Raw genomic sequence first — 15,028 nt, 5'->3', positions numbered from 1 at the left:
CGTCGGCCAGAGGACGGAGACAACATGACCGCATCCAAGGCAGGCCGTGGCGTGAATTCCGCCAGCTTGCGCCTGTACAACGAACGCGCGCTGCTGCTGGCGTTGCGCCGCGCCGGCGAGGCGTCGAAGGCCGATCTGGCGCGGATGGCGCAGCTGACCAACACCGCGGTCGGCAGCATCGTGCAGACCCTGGCCGACGAAGGCCTGGTGGAGCAGGCCGGCCGCCGCACCGAGGGCCAGCGCGGGCAACCCGCCAGCCTGATCCGGCTCAAGGCCAAAGGCGCCTTCGGCATTGGCGTGAGGCTCGACCGGGGCAGCATCGAGACCGTGATGGTGGACTTTGCCGGCGAGCTGCTCGCCAGCCATGCGCACCAGCTGGTCCTGCCCCATCCGGAGCAGGCGCTGGAAGTGGTGCGGCGCGATATCGACGCGATGCGCGCCCGGCTCAGCCCGGGCGAGCAGAAGCGGCTGCTGGGAATCGGCGTGGCGCAGCCCTATAACCTTGGGGCGTGGCTGCGCGAGCTCGACGTGCAGGGCGAGGACTTCCAGGCAAGCTTCCGCGCCTGGGACGAAGCCGACTTCGCCGCGATGCTCAACGCCGTCACCGGCCTGCCGGTGTTCAGCGAGAACGACGGCACCGCGGCCGCGGTAGCCGAGCTGTTCTACGGGCGCCACCACGCGCAGCATTTCCTCTATGTGTTCCTCGGCCCCGCCATCGGCGGCGGCGTGGTGATCAACGGCGACTGCGTGCGCGGCGTTTCCGGCAATGCCGGCGACATCGCCATGATGCCGGTGCCGCCCAGCACCCTGCCGTCAGCGCCGGCGCCTGCCGGCAAGCGCCGCGACCTGCTGCTGTCGCGCGCCTCGCTCAATGCGCTGACGCGCCACCTGCGCTATCACGGCGTGGCGGTCGACGGCCATGCCGACCTGCAGCGCCAGGCCGAGCTGGGCCACCCGGCGGTGGCGCAATGGATCGACGACTGCGTCGACGCGCTGGCGCCGGCGCTGCAATCGGCGCTGGCGGTGCTGGACGTGCCGCTGGTGATCTTCGACGCCGACATCGACGGCGGGCTGGTGCCGGCGCTGATCGACCGGCTGCAGCAGGCCCTGAACGACAGCGCCCCGGAAGCGCGCACGCCCGCCACCGTGGTGCGCGGCTGCTTCGGCGCCAACGCCGGCGCGGTCGGCGCGGCGTCGCTGCCGATGTTCATGAATTTCTCGCCGCGTGCCGAGCTGCTCAAGGGCGCCTCGGCCATTGTCCCGGAGGCCCGCCATGCCATGGTCTGAAGCATCACGCACCCTGCCCCAGCCCCAGCAGCAGCGCCCCCATGGCGCCGCCGCTGCCGCGCCGCTGCTGGCGCTGCGCAATATCTCCAAGACCTTTCCCGGCGTGAAGGCGCTCAGCAATGTGCAGCTGACCGTCTACGCGGGCGAAGTCCATGCGCTGATGGGCGAGAACGGCGCCGGCAAGTCGACACTGATGAAAATCCTCTCCGGCGCCTACACCGCCGATCCCGGCGCCGAGTGCCGCATCGCCGGCGAGCCGGTCGCTTTCGGCGGCCCGGCCGCGGCACGCGAGCATGGCATCGCGGTGATCTACCAGGAGCTGAGCCTGGCGCCGAACCTGAGCGTGGCCGAGAACATCTACCTCGGCCGGCATCTGCACCGCCATGGCATGGTCGACCGCGCCGCGATGGCCAGCGCGTGCGAAGCCACGCTGGCGCGGCTCGGGGCGGACTTCATGCCAACCACGCCGGTGCATACGCTGTCGATCGCGCAGCGCCAGCTGGTCGAGATTGCGCGCGCGGTGCATTTCGAGACGCGCATCCTGGTGATGGACGAGCCCACCACGCCGCTGTCGACCCGCGAGACCGACCGGCTGTTCGCGCTGATCCGCCAGCTGCGTGCCGAAGGCATGGCGATCATCTACATCAGCCATCGCATGGCCGAGATCGACGAGCTGGCCGACCGCGTCACGGTGCTGCGCGACGGCTGCTTCGTCGGCACGCTGGAGCGCGACAACCTGACCCGCGCCGCGCTGGTCAAGATGATGGTGGGCCGCGACCTGTCCGGCTTCTACACCAAGACCCATGGCGAGACACGCCAGGGCGAGATCATGCTGTCGGTGCGCAATATGTCCGATGGCCGGCGCGTGCTGCCGTGCAGTTTCGACCTGCGCGCCGGCGAAGTGCTGGGGCTGGCCGGCCTGGTCGGCGCCGGCCGTACCGAACTGGCGCGGCTGATCTTCGGCGCCGATGCGCGCAGCGCTGGCGCGGTGTTCGTCGCCGGCACGCCGCTGGCCATTTCGAGCCCGCGCCAGGCGATCGACGCCGGCATCGCCTACCTGACCGAAGACCGCAAGCTGCAGGGGCTGTTCCTGGATCAGAGCGTGCACGAGAACATCAACCTGATCGTGGCGGCCCGCGACGCGCTGCGCGGCGGCCGGCTCAACCGCGCCAGCGCCCGCCAGCGCACCACGCAGGCAATCCGCTCGCTCGGCATCCGCGTGGCGCACCCGCAGGTCAACGTCGGCGCGCTGTCAGGCGGCAACCAGCAGAAGGTGATGCTGTCGCGGCTGCTGGAAACGCGGCCGCGCGTGCTGATCCTGGATGAGCCGACGCGCGGCGTGGATATCGGCGCCAAGGCGGAGATCTACCGGCTGGTGGACGAGCTGGCCCGCTCGGGCGTGGCCGTGCTGCTGATTTCCAGCGAGCTGCCGGAGGTGGTCGGCCTGTGCGACCGCGTGCTGGTGATGCGCGAAGGCGAGCTGGTCGGCGAAGTGGCTGGTTGTGCCGATGCGGCTGGCATGCAGGAACGGATTATTGCGCTGGCGACTGGGGCGGGTGGGGACATTCAACCCACCACACTGCATTGACGGTCCCCGCGGTTTGCTCCCCTCTCCCGCAAGCGGGAGAGGGGAGCAAACACTCGGTTCATCAGTCGCCAATCGCAAAACATAAATGCACCTAAGCACGTCGGCCCACGCAGGCACGACGTTCCGACAAGGAGACACCATGCGCAACCCCTTCCACCCCGCCGCCCACGCCGCTGCCGCGGCCGCACCTTCCACCGGCCCCGCCCTGCCCGGCGCCGCCGGCCGCGCCACCACGCAGGAACGCCTGCGCGCGCTCGGCATGCTGCCGGTGCTGGTGCTGCTCTGCTTCGGCTTCACGCTGCTGACCGACAACTTTGCCAGCCTGCAGAACCTGTCGATCATCGCGCAGCAGGCGTCGATCAACCTGGTACTGGCGGCGGGCATGACCTTTGTCATCCTGACCGGCGGGATCGACCTGTCGGTGGGCTCGATCCTGTCGGTGTCCGCGGTGGTGGCGATGCTGGTTTCGCTGATGCCGCAGCTGGCGGCACTGAGCGTGCCGGCGGCGCTGCTGTGCGGGCTGCTGTTCGGCCTGTTCAACGGGGCGCTGATCGCTTTCATGAAACTGCCGCCGTTCATCGTCACGCTCGGCAGCCTGACCGCGGTGCGCGGACTGGCCCGGCTGGTTGGGAATGACAGCACCGTCTACAACCCCGACATCTCCTTTGCCTTCATCGGCAACGGCGACCTGCTGGGCGTGCCCTGGCTGGTGGTGATCGCGGCGGCCGTGGTGGCGGTGTCGTGGCTGGTGCTGCGACGCACGGTGCTGGGCCTGCAGATCTACGCCGTCGGCGGCAATGCCGAAGCGGCGCGGCTGTCGGGCATCAAGGTCTGGGTGGTGCTGCTGTTCGTCTATGCCGTGTCCGGGCTGCTGTCGGGGCTGGGCGGCGTCATGTCGGCGTCGCGGCTGTACGCGGCCAATGGCCTGCAGCTGGGCCAGTCCTACGAGCTCGATGCCATCGCCGCGGTGATCCTGGGCGGCACCAGCTTCGTCGGCGGGGTCGGCTCGATCGCCGGCACGCTGGTGGGCGCGCTGATCATCGCGGTGCTGTCCAACGGACTGATCCTGCTGGGCGTGTCGGACATCTGGCAGTACATCATCAAAGGGCTGGTGATCATCGGCGCGGTGGCGCTGGACCGCTACCGTCAGAAGGGTTCGGCGCGGACCTGAGCAACGCACTGACAGGAGACAGATCGATGATCAAGCCCGTTCCCTTCCTCCGCGCACTGGCAGCGGTCGCAATGGCCGCGCTCTGCGCGCTGCCGGCCGCCGCGCAGACGCCGTCGCAGTCCGCCGTACAAGCCCCGCAGCGCCAGCTCAAAAAGGTCGGCGTAACGCTGGGCTCGCTCGGCAACCCGTACTTCGTCGCGCTGGCGCGCGGCGCCGAGGCCGCGGCCCGGCAGGCCAATCCCGACGTCAAGGTCACCGTGCTGTCGGCGGACTATGACCTGAACAAGCAGTTCACCCATATCGACAGCTTTATCGTCGCCAGGGTCGACCTGATCCTGATCAACGCGGCGGATGCGCGCGCGATCGAGCCTGCGGTGCGCAAGGCGCGCAAGGCCGGCATCGTGGTGGTCGCGGTCGACGTGGCCGCCGCCGGCGCCGATGCCACGGTGCAGACCGACAACACCCAGGCCGGCGAACTGGCCTGCGGCTTCATCGCCGAGCGTCTCAAGGGGCGCGGCAACGTGATCATCCAGAACGGGCCGCCGGTGTCGGCCGTGCTCGATCGCGTCAAGGGCTGCAAGGCCGTGCTGGCGCGGCACCCTGACATCCGCATCCTGTCGGACGACCAGGACGCCAAGGGCTCGCGCGAGGGTGGCCTGAACGTGATGCAGCTGTACCTGACGCGCTTTCCCAAGGTCGACGCGGTCTTCACCATCAACGACCCGCAGGCGGTGGGCGCCGACCTGGCCGCGCGCCAGCTCAACCGCCGCGGCATCCTGATCGCTTCGGTGGACGGCGCGCCCGACATCGAAGCCGCGCTGAAGGCCGATACGCTGGTGCAGGCCTCGGCCAGCCAGGACCCGTGGGCGATCGCCCGCACCGCGGTGCAGTTGGGTGTCGGCATGATGAATGGCCAGCGACCCGCAACTCCGACCGTGCTGCTGCCTTCGACCCTGGTGACGCGCGCCAACGTCGGCCAGTACAAGGGCTGGGCTACGCCGCGATGAGCGTCAGGCCCGCCATCTTTCCAACCTCTTTTGCCGAACGCACCGTTTCTTCCCGACATGATGGACAGCCATTCCGCAGCGGCTCCGGCCGCTGCCCACGCACCCGAATTCGACTTCGTCCTGTTCGGCGCCACCGGCGACCTGGCGCGGCGCAAGCTGCTGCCGGCGCTATTCGATGCGCACGCCGCCGGCGCGCTGCACCCGCGCGGGCGCATCCTGGCGCTGGGCAGCCAGCCGCTGTCGCACGACGCCTACGTGGCCATGCTCAACGACGAGGTGCTGCCGGCGCTGGCCGGCAACGCCGCGGCATGGCAAGGCTTCCTGGAGCGCATCGTGTACCTGCAGGTCGATGCCAACGCCGATGCCGGCTTCGACGCGCTGGCCGAACTGGTCAACGCCCGCGCCGCGCCGGTGGTGGTGTGCTACCTGGCGACCGCGCCGCACCTGTTCGCCACCATCTGCGCGCAGCTGGCGCGCGTGGGGCTGGCCGGCGAGCGCAGCCGGGTGGTGCTGGAAAAGCCGCTCGGCCATGACCTGGCATCGTCCGAGGCCATCAATGCCGAAGTGGCGCGGCATTTCGCCGAGGACCGCATCTACCGCATCGACCACTACCTCGGCAAGGAGTCGGTGCAGAACCTGATGGCGATGCGCTTCGGCAACGTGTTGTTCGAGCCGCTGTGGCGGCGCGAATGGGTGCGGCAGGTACAGATCACCATTGCCGAGGAGCTGGGCGTGGAGCGCCGCGGCGGCTTCTACGACGGCATCGGCGCGCTGCGCGACATGGTGCAGAACCACTTGCTGCAGCTGCTGTGCATGGTGGCGATGGAGCCGCCCACCAGCCTGTCCGAAGACGCCATCCGCGACGAGAAGCTCAAGATCCTGAAGGCGCTGCGTCCGATCCGCACCGAGGACGTGGCCGAGAAAGTGGTACGCGGCCAGTATTGCCGTGGCGCCGCGGGGGGCAACCCGGTGCCAGGCTACGCCAGCGAGCCGGGCATCGCCCCGGACAGCCGCACCGAAACCTTCGTCGCCATCCGCGCCGAGATCGCCAACTGGCGCTGGGCCGGCGTGCCGTTCTACCTGCGTACCGGCAAGCGCATGCAGTCGCGCGTGGCGGAGATCGTGATCCATTTCCACGACGTGCCGTACCCGCTGTTCCCACATCCGCTGGGCACCATGGCCGGCAACCGGCTGGTGATCACGCTGCAGCCGGAGGAAAGCATCCGCCTCTATTTCCTGACCAAGCAGCCGGGCGACACGCAGGCGCTGCAGCCCGCTTCGCTCGACCTGCAGCTGAACAGCGCGGCGCCGCGCGTGCGGCGCGTGGGCGCCTATGAGCGGCTGCTGCTCGACGTGATCCGCGGCCGGCTGGGCCTGTTCGTGCGCCGCGACGAGCAGGTGCAGGCCTGGCGCTGGGTCGCGCCGATCCTGCAGGCGTGGGAGAACACCACCGCGCCGCCCAAGCCATATACCGCCGGCACCTGGGGGCCGGCGGCCTCCAGCGCCCTGCTGTCGCGCGACGGCCAGGCCTGGCACGAAGAAATGTAGGAGCCATCGACATGACCACCACCCTTCCCGCCTGGCAAGCGCTGCGCGCCCATGCCGAGACCATGCGCCACACCCATATGCGCGACTGGTTCGACGGCCCGCATGGCGTGGCGCGCGCCGAGCGCTTCACCGCCGAGGCCTGCGGCCTGACGCTCGACTACGCCAAGAACCGGATCACCGACGAGACGCTGCAACTGCTGCTCGAGCTGGCGGCACAGGCGCGCGTCAGCGAGCGGCGTGATGCCATGTTCGCCGGCGAGCCGGTCAATACCACCGAGCGCCGCGCCGCGCTGCATGTCGCGCTGCGCGCTTACCCCGAGGACGGCTACCGCGCGCTTGGCGTGCCGGTTGGCGCGGACGTCGCCACGGTGCTGGGCCAGATGGAACGATTTGCCGATGCCGTGCGTGGCGGTGCCTGGACCGGCTTTGACGGCCGCGCGATCACCGATGTGGTCAATATCGGCATCGGCGGCTCTGACCTGGGGCCGCGCATGGTATGCCGTGCGCTGGCGGGCGCCGAGAGTGCGAACAGTGCCGACAGCGCCGGGCCACGCATGCATTTCGTCGCCAACGTCGACGGCAGCGACCTGGCGCGCACGCTGGCACCGCTGGACGCCGCCACCACGCTGGTGATCGTCTGCTCCAAGACCTTCACCACGCTGGAAACCATGGCCAACGCAGGCACCGCGCGCGACTGGTTCATGCAGCAGGGTGCATCGCGCGCGGACCTGGCGCGCCATTTCGTGGCAGTCTCGACCAACCGCGACGCGGTGGCCGCGTTCGGCATCGATCCGGCCAATATGTTCCCGTTCTGGGACTGGGTAGGGGGACGCTTTTCGCTGTGGTCGGCGGTGGGCCTGTCGATCGCCGTGGCAGTGGGCTTCGGGCGCTTCCGCGAACTGCTCGACGGCGCGCGCGCGATGGACCTGCATTTCGCCAGCGCGCCTGCAGCGCGGAACCTGCCGATGCTGCTGGGGCTGCTCGATGTCTGGTATCGCAGCTTCCTCGGCGCCGGCAGCCGCTGCGTGGCCCCCTACTGCGAACCGCTGGAACTGCTGCCCGCTTTCCTGCAGCAGCTGGAGATGGAAAGCAATGGCAAGTCGGTGCGCCTCGACGGCGGCAGCATCCAGGCAGGCTCCGCCCCGGTGGTGTGGGGCACGACCGGCACCAACGGCCAGCACGCCTATTTCCAGATGATGCACCAGGGCTCGCAGCTGGTTCCGGTAGACTTCATCGCCACGCTGGAGCCGGTCAGCGACCTGCCCGGGCACCATGCCAAGCTGCTGGCCAACTGCTTCGCGCAGGGAGAGGCGCTGCTGCGCGGCCGCACCGAGCAAGAAGTGCGGTCCGAAGGCGTCAGCGATGAAGCCCTGGTGCCCCACATGGTGTTCGAAGGCAACCGGCCCAGCAATACGCTGCTGCTGCTGCGGCTGGATCCGTGGCACCTTGGTGCGCTGCTCGCATTGGCCGAGCACCGGACCTTCGTGCAGGGCGCGCTGTGGCAGATCAATTCCTTCGACCAGTGGGGCGTGGAACTGGGCAAGAAGCTGGCCGCACCGATCCAGCGCGAGCTGGAAGGCACGGCGGCCGCGGCCCCGCACGATGCCTCTACCGCCGCGCTGATCCGCCGCGCGCAGGCCGCTCTCGCCCCGCAAGACGCCGCGGCCTGAGCTTTCCGCCGGAGATACCCTTATGTCCACGCCAACCTCCCTGCCCCGCTATGTCGTCTTTGGCGAAGCCCTGACCGACATGGTGCGCCAGCCCGACGGCAGCTGGCTGGGCCTGCCTGGCGGCTCGTGCTGGAACGTGGCGCGCGCCGGCGCGCGGCTGGGCCTTGCCACCGCATTCGCCGGCGCCGTCAGCCAGGACCTGTTCGGCGACGACCTCGCCCGCGCCAGCGCCGCGGCCGGGCTCGATACGCGCTTCCTGCAGCGCGTGCCGCACTCGCCCTTCCTTGCCTTCGTCGCCTCGCGCCATCCGCCGCAGTATTTCTTTGTCGGCGACGACAGCGCCGACCTGCACTTCGATCCCGCCGCGCTGCCCGCCGGCTGGCGCCAGGCTGCCGAAGTCGTGCATTTCGGCTCGATCAGCCTGGTGCGCCAGCCGCTGGCCGCACGGCTGTGCGAAGAGGCCACCCAGGCCGCGCAGGCCGGCAAACGCATCGCCTTCGATCCCAACTTCCGCGACCTGATGCGCACGCCTGGCTACGCCGCGGTGCTGGCGCACATGCTGCGCCTGGCCAGCTACGTCAAGATCTCCGACGAAGACCTGGCGGGACTGTTCCCCGGCCTCGACACCTGTGCCGCACTCGCGCAGGTGCGCGCCATGGCGCCGGACGCCACCGTGATGCTGACGCGCGGCGCGCAGGGCATGACGCTGTGCAAGGGCGATGTCAGGGTCGAACAGCAGGCCTTGCGCGTTGAAGTCGCCGATACGGTCGGCTGCGGCGATGCTGCCATGGGCGGATGGATGGCCGGCGTGCTGTCGGGCGCCGCGCACGATCTGGCGGCGCAGGCGCGGCTTGCTGCGGCAGCCGCGGCGGTAGCAGCGACGCGGGCCGGGGCGTATCCGCCGTCGCGCGAAGAAGTCGAGGGCCTGATGAACGCTACGGCAAGAACGCCGGCGACAACAACAACCGCAACCCGATCGTAAAAAACCGCTCGCCGGTCCCGCCGCCGAACACATTGCCATAGGTGGTATCGACCTGCACCCGGTCCCGCACGACCCAGAAGCGCCGGCCCGCCCGGAACGATGGGGTTGTCGCCAATGGAAGCCACTGCAGGCAGCGATGCCGCGCCTGCAGCCGCAAGACTGCAGTTGCTCAGCGCGCCATGGCGGCCCGGGACGATCCCCTTCCGCGGGATTGACTGGAACAACTGTCCACGGATAGCTCCGTTTATCAGAACGGGGCGCAGTGTAATGTCTGCGTCGGAAGCGGATCAACCCATCTGCGGCATGGATTTCGTGCTGGTCAGGAACCGGCCTTGTAGTTGGTTTCCTTGACGATGCGGGCCCAGCGGGCCGTGTCTTCGGCGATGGTGGTGGCGAACTGCTCCGGCGTGCTGCCGACCGCCTCATAGTCGATCGCCGCCAGCTTCTCCTTCATCTCCGGCAGCGCAACGATGCGCGTCACCTCCTGGTTCAGCCGGTTGACGATCTCCTTCGGCGTCCCCGCCGGCGCCAGCAAGCCGGCCCACGAGTTGAACGCCATGCCGTCGAAGCCAGCCTCCTGCATGGTCGGCACCTGCGGCAGCGCCGGCGACCGCTTGGAGGCAAACACCGCCAGCGGACGCAGCTTGCCCGCCTTGATCATCGCCATCGAGTTGAACGGATCGATGGTCATGTCTACCTCGCCCGACACCACCGCCTGCATCTGCGGGCCGGTGCCCTTGTACGAAGCGCTGACGACATCGGGAATGCCCGCGCTTGCCTTGAAGCTCGCGCCGATCAGCTCGATCATGCTGCTGCCTGCCGACAGGCTCAGCGGCCGGGTCTTGGACTTGGCCAGCGCCACGAACTCCTGCACCGTCCTGGCCGGCACCGACGGATGCACCACCATCACGAAGCCGATATTGCTGATCAGCGAGATCGGCGCAAAGCTCTTCAGCGGCTCGTAGCCTGCCTTGTACAACAGCGGGCTGAGCGTCTGCGCGCCGGCGGTGTTGAGCAGCAGCGTGTAGCCGTCCGGCGCCGCGCGCGCGACGATATCGGTGCCGATGATGCCGTTGGCGCCGGGACGGTTCTCCACCACCACCGACTGCTTCAGCGCCTCGCCCAGCTTCTGCGAGATCAGCCGCGCCACCACATCCGTGGCGCCGCCAGGAGAGAACGGCACCACCATGCGGATCGGCTTGCTGGGATAGGTATCGCTCCAGGCCAGCGTGGGCAGGGTGCCCAGCACGGCGGCACACAGCAGCGCGCGGCGGCGCAGGTTGACGGTCATGGGGCTGTCTCCGGTTTGCGGGCTATGCCAGTTCAGGGCCAGCCCTACTGTTATTCATGACAATAAATCATATTTTATGTCCATGAATTTCATCGTCAACTGAGGGTATGTACGGACGACGTTGACCACCTCGCGAAACCGCCCATGCAAAAACCTTGCCAATCATCCCTGCTCCAAGCTGGGTGTCTCTTTCCACTCCCAGTTTGAATCCCTACGCGCTGATCGCGACAACGGTCGCGCATCGACAACCAACTCCCTGCCTCGCCTTTTGCGACAACGCTTTCCGGCACATGACCGTGCCACGCGAGCGAGCTGGCGAGAGCCCATGACGGGGTTACAGGGCTATGTGCGGTACCGCACATAGCCGATCCATTGGTCGTCCTGCGGCCCCTACAAATTAATAGCGAAAGGGCCCGTCGGGCCCTCTTGCAAGGCTGCATGCCAACTCCTGAGGGACTGGCAGCAATGCTGGCGGGAGGCGGCCTGTTGACGCATGGAACTCGACAACGCCACTCGAATTCACGGGGTGCAATTGCCTACGGTGAGGGGAGATATGATCAACAACATCAGTAGTGGCCGAGCCACGCCAATGCTCACGGCTGCCATCCTGGCTGCCGCACTAGGCCTGACGTCGCGCACGCCGCAGGCCCAGGTGACAGACCCACTGGCGGGTCTGCGTTCGCTCAAGACGGTTACGGTTCCCGGTCCGCCTGCCGAAGTCCTGGACGAGTTCGTCAAGGACAAGGCGGCCGCCATCCAGCTCGGAAAGACGCTGTTCTGGGACATGAAGGTGGGCAGCGACAACAAGACCTCTTGCGCAAGCTGCCACTTCCATGCCGGTGTCGACAACCGCATCACGAACCAGCTTTCTCCAGGTTCAGGTGCACCGGGCACCGACAGAACCTTCCAGCTGGGCGGGCCAAACTACACCTTCAAGCCGGAAGACTTTGGGTTCACCAAGCATGTGGACGTGAACCAGCCGCAGCCGCAACTTTCGAACGTCAACGAGGTTTCCGGCTCGCAGGGGGTGTTCACGGCCAACTTCATTGAATTTGGCACCGGTAGCACGGGCGATGCCTGCGGCAATGTTCCCGATGACATCTTCCACGGCGGCTCGGGATACAACATCAACGGCATCAACACGCGGCAGGTGACCGGACGCAACACCCCCTCTGTCATCAACGCGGTATTCAATTTCCGCAACTTCTGGGATGGGCGCGCCAACAACATGTTCAACGGCGGCGACCCGTTTGGCATGCGCAATCCATATGACCTTGTGTGGAAAAGTGAAGGTGGCGTACTCAGGCAAATCAAGCTGGCAATCCCTGGCGCCTCCCTGGCGTCGCAAGGTAGCGGCCCTCCCCTGAGCTCGGTCGAGATGAGTTGCAATGGACGGTCATTCATGAAACTCGGCAAGAAGCTGCTCGGCCAGCGTCCTTTGTCAGGCCAGGCGATCGCGGCGGATGACAGCGTACTTGGTCCCCTGGTGATATTACGCAACAAGGATCAGGTGCCGACCTACTCCGAGATGATCAAGAAGGCATTCCGCTCCGAGTACTGGAACTCACCGACGTTGTTGAGGATGTCGGCCGCGGATGAGGCGAAATTTGCTTCGATGGATTTGTCGCCTCGCCAGGTCAAGCGCAGCACCGGGAAATTCGAGGTAAGCCAGATGGAAGCCAACTTCGCGCTCTTCTTCAGCCTCGCCGTTCAGCTTTACGAGTCCACCTTGATTGCCAACGATACGCCGGTCGACCGCTACCTCGATGGCCAGACCGGGGCCCTGAATGAGCAGCAGTTGCGTGGCGCCAGGATCTTCACCGGCACAGGTCGCTGCAGCCGCTGTCACTCGGGCGCTGAGCTGACCGCCGCCTCATTCTCCAGCGTGACCGCGCAGCGGCTCAGGCGGATGCCGATGGGTGACGGGCTCGAAGCGGTCTATGACAATGGCTTCTACAACATCGGCGTGCAACCGACCGCAGAAGATCTCGGCGTAGGCGGGCTGGATCAGTTCGGCAATCCGTTGTCCGAAACGCGGATGGCGCAGCAGGGCAAAACCCATTTGCTGGGGAACGGCTTCGATGCCACCAAGGAAACCACAGTCGGAACTGAACAGCGGGTGGCGGTGGACGGTGCCTTCAAGACACCAAGCCTGCGCAACCTGGAGTTTACCGGCCCCTATTTCCATAACGGCGGCAAATCTACCCTGATGCAGGTGGTCGACTTCTATAACCGTGGCGGAGATTTCGGGGACGTCAACAGGGCTAACCTGGACCGGGGCATTACGCCGCTCAACCTGAGCGAGGCGGACAAGCAAGACCTGGTGGCTTTCCTGCTTGCCCTGAGTGATGACCGCGTTCGCTATCGCAAGGCGCCGTTCGACCACCCCTCGCTGTGCGTCCCCCAAGGGCATAAGGTCGGCGATTCCGGGGCCCTGCTGCAGGACGGAAGCACCGGGAACGGCGTCGACAACACGGAATGCATTGGCGCGGTAGGTGCGGGCGGCGCGAGCAGCGGCCTCAAGCCGTTCCTCAACCTCGATCCGTTCCAGCGCTAGTGGATGAGCCAGCGGCGATTCGTGCAGCGCGGGTCCCGCTGACTCCCTGATCCCCCGTGCGGCGGCGCACCGCCGCCGCATTATTGTCGGCACAAACTGTCGTGGCGTGACCGCCATTCCAGTGCACGACAATCCAGCAAGACAATGACCAGCGCTGTAGCTCAAACGAAGCGGTGTTGACATTCTTACTGGAGATATATGTCGGCGCCGATTATCGTCTTAACGAGACGGACTGCTGGAATTGCCTGTCGTGCTTACCCCCGATTCGCATCCCACCTCAACAAGAGCGAGCTTCCATTATTATCGGACGACAAAATGTTTTCCGACGAAGTCTATATACATCACTTCGCGCGCCCATAGCATCACGGCTTCCTGATAATCAAATGGATTGATTTTTCATTTACTTTCCGGATAGCATGCCGGGCGCGCCGCGTAAGCCGCCTCGACGCTTTCGCTGCACGCGCATTGCCCTCTCCCGGCGGCATACGCCAGCCGGCCCGGAAAATGAAAAGGTGGAAACATCCACCCGCACAAACAGGAGACGTGAATGGCACCTTTGCTGTTCAAGGTGGAAGACCGTCCGCCGCGCATTACTACCGTGCTGCTGGCGCTTCAGCATTTGCTTGCCGCCCTCGGCGGCATTATCGCGGTGCCGCTGGTGATCGGCGGGGCATTAAAGCTGCCGACCGCGGAAATCATTGCGCTGGTGAATGCCGCGCTGATCGGCTCGGGCGTCGTAACCATTATTCAATGCAAGGGCGTCGGGCCGGTCGGCATCCGCCTGCCGTGCGTGATGGGCACCAGCTTTTCCTTCGTCGGTGCTGCCATCAGCGTTGGCGCCGAGCACGGCGTGGCCGGCATCCTGGGCTCGGCCCTGGCCGGCTCGCTGCTGATGATCGTCGGCAGCCATTTCATGCCGACCATCCGCAAGCTGTTTCCCCATACCGTCACCAGTGTGGTCGTCACCATGATCGGCCTTTCGCTGATCCCGGTTGCGGTGGACTGGGCCGCCGGTGGCCGCGGCAGCCCGCAGTATGGCGCGGTCGGCAACCTGGCGATTGCGGCCTTCGTGCTGGCGCTGGTGATCGCGATGGTGCAGTGGGGCAAGGGCATGATCTCGGCCTCTGCCATCGTGATCGGCATCCTGGGCGGCTACCTGCTGTGCCTGGCGCTGGGGCTGGTCGATTTCACGCAGATGCGAAATGCGCCGGTGCTGGCGCTGCCGCAGCCGCTGCACTTCGGGTTGACGTTCCCGGTGTCGGGCATCGTTGCAATGGCGATTGCCTACCTGGTGACGACGGTGGAATCCACCGGCACCTTCATGGCGCTCGGCTCGGCCACACAGACGCCGATCACGGGCAACAAGCTGTCGCGCGGCATCCTGTGCGACGGCTTCGGTTCCGCCTTTGCCGCACTGATTTCGAGCCCGCCGCTGTCCACGTTCGCGCAGAACGTCGGCGTGGTGTCGCTGACCGGCGTTGCCAGCCGCCACGTGGTGGCGCTGACCGGCGTGATGCTGCTGCTGGCCGGGCTGTTTCCGGTGCTGGGCGCACTGGTGGTGACGATTCCGCAGCCGGTGCTCGGCGGCGCCGGCCTGATGATGTTCGCGATGATCGTCTCGGGCGGCATCAACATGCTGAGCCGGATCGAGTTCACGCAGCGCAATACGCTGATCGTGGCCGTGTCGATCGGCTGCGGCCTGGCGGTGACCTTCCGCCCGGAGCTGCTGTCCAGGCTGCCGCTGTTTGTGCAGGAAGTATTCGGCTCGGGGATCTCGGTTGGATCGCTGGTGGCGGTGACGCTGAACCTGGTGCTGCCGGGCGGCAAGGCTGAACATGCTGAGGAGGCGCAGCACGACGAAGGGGCGCAACCTTCCGGCGAACTGGCCTGAACGCAACCGCTGCGCAGACGCGGTCGGGCCGGATTC

Annotated in this window: 10 protein-coding genes; 9 read left to right on the top strand and 1 reads right to left on the bottom strand. The window is 66.9% G+C overall.

What is annotated here, in order from left to right:
• Window positions 1-24: 24 nt before the first annotated feature.
• The 7 genes from E1J61_RS13470 (at window position 25) to E1J61_RS13440 (ending at window position 9,253) form a co-directional block, all read left to right on the top strand.
• On the top strand, window positions 25-1,287 hold the full coding sequence (locus E1J61_RS13470; RefSeq protein WP_133094547.1) for an ROK family protein: 1,263 nt from the start codon (window positions 25-27) through the stop codon (window positions 1,285-1,287).
• Window positions 1,274-2,875: a sugar ABC transporter ATP-binding protein gene (locus E1J61_RS13465; protein ID WP_243736850.1), complete on the top strand. Its 1,602-nt coding sequence runs from the start codon at window positions 1,274-1,276 to the stop codon at window positions 2,873-2,875. The genes E1J61_RS13470 and E1J61_RS13465 overlap by 14 nt, the downstream gene beginning before the upstream one ends.
• 139 nt (window positions 2,876-3,014) lie before the next feature.
• On the top strand, window positions 3,015-4,046 hold the full coding sequence (locus E1J61_RS13460) for a ribose ABC transporter permease (RefSeq protein ID WP_133094546.1): 1,032 nt from the start codon (window positions 3,015-3,017) through the stop codon (window positions 4,044-4,046).
• Between the two features lie 26 nt (window positions 4,047-4,072).
• On the top strand, window positions 4,073-5,053 hold the full coding sequence (locus tag E1J61_RS13455; RefSeq protein ID WP_133094545.1) for an ABC transporter substrate-binding protein: 981 nt from the start codon (window positions 4,073-4,075) through the stop codon (window positions 5,051-5,053).
• 57 nt (window positions 5,054-5,110) lie between these two features.
• A complete protein-coding gene (zwf, locus tag E1J61_RS13450) occupies window positions 5,111-6,601 on the top strand; it encodes a glucose-6-phosphate dehydrogenase (RefSeq protein WP_371703944.1) in 1,491 nt (496 codons plus the stop codon).
• Between the two features lie 11 nt (window positions 6,602-6,612).
• Window positions 6,613-8,271, top strand: coding sequence for a glucose-6-phosphate isomerase (pgi, locus tag E1J61_RS13445; RefSeq protein WP_133094544.1), 1,659 nt, complete (start codon window positions 6,613-6,615; stop codon window positions 8,269-8,271).
• A 22-nt stretch (window positions 8,272-8,293) separates the two neighbouring features.
• On the top strand, window positions 8,294-9,253 hold the full coding sequence (locus E1J61_RS13440; RefSeq protein WP_133094543.1) for a carbohydrate kinase: 960 nt from the start codon (window positions 8,294-8,296) through the stop codon (window positions 9,251-9,253).
• A gap of 319 nt (window positions 9,254-9,572) precedes the next feature.
• On the opposite strand, the gene E1J61_RS13430 is transcribed toward E1J61_RS13440, so the two are convergent.
• Entirely contained in the window at window positions 9,573-10,544 is a 972-nt protein-coding gene (locus E1J61_RS13430; protein ID WP_133094541.1) for a tripartite tricarboxylate transporter substrate binding protein, read from the bottom strand.
• 493 nt (window positions 10,545-11,037) lie between these two features.
• Between E1J61_RS13430 and E1J61_RS13425 the strand changes: the two genes are divergently transcribed.
• Both E1J61_RS13425 and E1J61_RS13420 read left to right on the top strand, forming a co-directional pair.
• Window positions 11,038-13,101, top strand: coding sequence for a cytochrome-c peroxidase (locus tag E1J61_RS13425; RefSeq protein WP_133094540.1), 2,064 nt, complete (start codon window positions 11,038-11,040; stop codon window positions 13,099-13,101).
• A gap of 547 nt (window positions 13,102-13,648) precedes the next feature.
• The gene (locus tag E1J61_RS13420; RefSeq protein WP_133094539.1) at window positions 13,649-14,992 is read left to right on the top strand and encodes a nucleobase:cation symporter-2 family protein; all 1,344 of its coding nucleotides are present in this window, start codon (window positions 13,649-13,651) and stop codon (window positions 14,990-14,992) included.
• The last annotated feature ends 36 nt before the right edge of the window (window positions 14,993-15,028 follow it).

The organism is Cupriavidus sp. L7L (assembly GCF_004353535.1).
Classification (GTDB): Bacteria; Pseudomonadota; Gammaproteobacteria; order Burkholderiales; family Burkholderiaceae; genus Cupriavidus; species Cupriavidus oxalaticus_A.
This window is presented reverse-complemented; position numbering and strand designations above follow the sequence as displayed.

Bases quoted from the DNA above. Each gene is read 5' to 3' on its own strand.
- E1J61_RS13470 (WP_133094547.1), top strand. From the start codon at position 25: ATGACCGCATCCAAGGCAGGCCGTGGCGTGAATTCCGCCAGCTTGCGC.
- E1J61_RS13430 (WP_133094541.1), bottom strand. From the start codon at position 10,544: ATGACCGTCAACCTGCGCCGCCGCGCGCTGCTGTGTGCCGCCGTGCTG.
- E1J61_RS13455 (WP_133094545.1), top strand. From the start codon at position 4,073: ATGATCAAGCCCGTTCCCTTCCTCCGCGCACTGGCAGCGGTCGCAATG.
- E1J61_RS13440 (WP_133094543.1), top strand. From the start codon at position 8,294: ATGTCCACGCCAACCTCCCTGCCCCGCTATGTCGTCTTTGGCGAAGCC.
- E1J61_RS13425 (WP_133094540.1), top strand. From the start codon at position 11,038: ATGGAACTCGACAACGCCACTCGAATTCACGGGGTGCAATTGCCTACG.
- E1J61_RS13465 (WP_243736850.1), top strand. From the start codon at position 1,274: ATGCCATGGTCTGAAGCATCACGCACCCTGCCCCAGCCCCAGCAGCAG.
- pgi (WP_133094544.1), top strand. From the start codon at position 6,613: ATGACCACCACCCTTCCCGCCTGGCAAGCGCTGCGCGCCCATGCCGAG.
- E1J61_RS13420 (WP_133094539.1), top strand. From the start codon at position 13,649: ATGGCACCTTTGCTGTTCAAGGTGGAAGACCGTCCGCCGCGCATTACT.
- zwf (WP_371703944.1), top strand. From the start codon at position 5,111: ATGATGGACAGCCATTCCGCAGCGGCTCCGGCCGCTGCCCACGCACCC.
- E1J61_RS13460 (WP_133094546.1), top strand. From the start codon at position 3,015: ATGCGCAACCCCTTCCACCCCGCCGCCCACGCCGCTGCCGCGGCCGCA.